The sequence below is a fragment of the Lacticaseibacillus jixiensis genome, from assembly GCF_042847315.1.
In the GTDB taxonomy this organism is placed as follows: domain Bacteria; phylum Bacillota; class Bacilli; order Lactobacillales; family Lactobacillaceae; genus Lacticaseibacillus; species Lacticaseibacillus jixiensis.
This window is the reverse complement of the sequence record NZ_BAAFPR010000075.1, coordinates 1-2,198: the sequence shown is the minus strand read 5'-3', so window position 1 is coordinate 2,198 and position 2,198 is coordinate 1. Positions and strand designations below refer to the sequence as shown.

Annotated in this window: 3 protein-coding genes; all 3 read left to right on the top strand. The window is 47.1% G+C overall.

Annotated features, from left to right (window positions below; translation table 11 throughout):
* Positions 1 to 617 (top strand): transposase (locus ACGG90_RS15485; RefSeq protein ID WP_390407408.1); only part of this gene is annotated, 617 nt, incomplete at its 5' end.
* A 197-nt stretch (positions 618 to 814) separates the two neighbouring features.
* Positions 815 to 1,030, top strand: coding sequence for a hypothetical protein (locus tag ACGG90_RS15480; RefSeq protein WP_390410722.1), 216 nt, complete (start codon positions 815 to 817; stop codon positions 1,028 to 1,030).
* A gap of 55 nt (positions 1,031 to 1,085) precedes the next feature.
* Positions 1,086 to 1,538, top strand: a complete 453-nt coding sequence (locus tag ACGG90_RS15475) for an IS3 family transposase (protein WP_390410721.1) — start codon at positions 1,086 to 1,088, stop codon at positions 1,536 to 1,538.
* The last annotated feature ends 660 nt before the right edge of the window (positions 1,539 to 2,198 follow it).

Genomic DNA, 2,198 nt, shown 5'->3' with positions numbered 1-2,198 from the left:
CGCCAAAATTTTACGAGATGTGCGACACACATGGCGTCGACTTTTTGGTTCGACTCAAGGCAAATTCAAAGCTTGGGAAGCTGGCAGAAACGGCCTTAGTGGATTGCCCTCCAAAATATGAAGAGAGCAAATGCGTCTACCACGAATTCAAGTATCAGGCCGCGTCATGGGGTAAAGCTCGCCGTGTTATCGTATGTTCTACTCATACGGCAGATGAGCTAGTTCCCTGGAACCACGCATTCGTAGTGACCAGCCTGGCCTCCGAGGCTCCAGAGACTTTGTTCAAGACCTATAGACAGCGGGGCAATGCTGAGAACCAAATTAAGGAGCTGAAATGCGGGTTTGGCTTTGACAAAACAGACAGCTCAACTTTTGCACGGAACACTGCACGAGCCTTGATCACCGGTATTGCCTATAACCTGGTTCAGCTCTTTAAACAGCTCTTTGTCTCGGAAGACCGTCGTTCAACCATCTCCTCGCTACGGTTCAGCCTCTTTCACATCGCCGGTAGGATTACTTGGCACGCCCGTCGTGTGGTGATTCATCTTGCTTCTAACTATGTTTACAAGAACTGGTTTAGTCGGCTCATGGACGAAGTCCATCAGTTGGCGACCTGAACTGAATAACTGAATAGGTCGTGCGTCGAGCCGAAAACTGGGTCGGTCTGTTCGTGGTGCATCGATCACCAACTTCTCCGCTCAGTCAGTATTCGCAACGATCCAAACGTTGCTTTCAGACCGGCCAGATGCGATTTCATGTCCCAAATACCGAGGTGAATAATCCAGGTCAAAGTATGATTACTGGAGGATCTGTTATGGCTAAGAAGTACAACCAAGATTTCAAAGACATGCTCATCGAACTGCACGCTGCAGGCAAGGGACCTGGTGAACTAAGTAAAGACTACGAAGTTCCCATCGCAACTTTGGGTAAATGGTTCACTGAACACAAACAAGCAACGACCAAGGACCCAACAAGTGCTGAATTTGCCAAAATGCGGGCCGAATATCTTCAGATGAAACAGGAGAATTAAATCTTAAAAAAAGCCTTGGGCATCTTCGCGAAACAAAACAAGTGACGAACCGCGATTGTATGCCTTCATTGAAACTCATGACTTCCCAATCGTCACAGCCACTGATGCTTTATCCGTACCACGCGGCTCTTATTACCGTTACTGTAATCATGAAGAAACACCGACTGAGAAGCGTCGAGAAGAAATCAGAGCACAACTGCACGTCGCTTATAGGGCCGCAAAAGGCCGCTATGGTGCGCCAAAGCTTACCTTCATGGTCAATCAACAACGCACAGACCGCGTGGGCCAAAAGCTGATCCAAAAGCTGATGCACGAAGACGGCTTGCGTTCGATCACCCGCCATAAATATCGCGCCGCCTCAGCGGCAAACCCAGTAGTTGAACGGGACAACCTCTTGGCGCAAGACTTTAGCACAACCAACATTAATCAGAAATGGGTCGGTGATATCACTTACGTTAAAACAACTAAGGATGGTTGGACTTATTTTCTACCATTAGTCAAGCACTAATACTGATTTAATCACGTTTTCTTTTAGGTATTGGTGAACCACATCTTCTGAAATTAGAGTAAGAGTCAATCTGGATTGCTAGTTTTGGAGTTTCTGGGTACATCAAATAAGCCCCTGGTATTTTCATTTTTCACCTAAGGGTTTACACTGTTCACGTAGTCAGATTGGTTGGCGCTTGACGTCGTATGAATACAACTGACTCGTTGTCACGAGATGATAAATCGTTCGTAGTAGGCGACTCATCGCGGCGATCGCAACTTTCTTTGAGCCAACGGGTTTTCCGTTGACCACGGGGAGTTGCTTTTTTCGTCTCTGATAGAAGTCGTTGATATGATTGGGCCTGGATTATTCATAGAATTTCAAAAAAGCAGCGCAATCCCACGATTCACACGGGACTGCGCTGCTTTGGTGTTTCACCCATTGGGTGCGCCTATATGCTAAGGTTGAGTCAACGAAAACCATCACGAAAGCGAGGCTTCACACCATCTCAACTTTAACCAGCTTATCCCTGCAATGCAATACCAATGTGACTCTGACCGCCGACGGCGGTCAACTTTCAAATGACGCCGGGCTCGTTTTGTTCCAAGAGTTTCTTCATCGTATCAACTTTAGGCAACTTGCCAATCAGTGCCTCAAGTTACCAGACCAACGACGATTCTG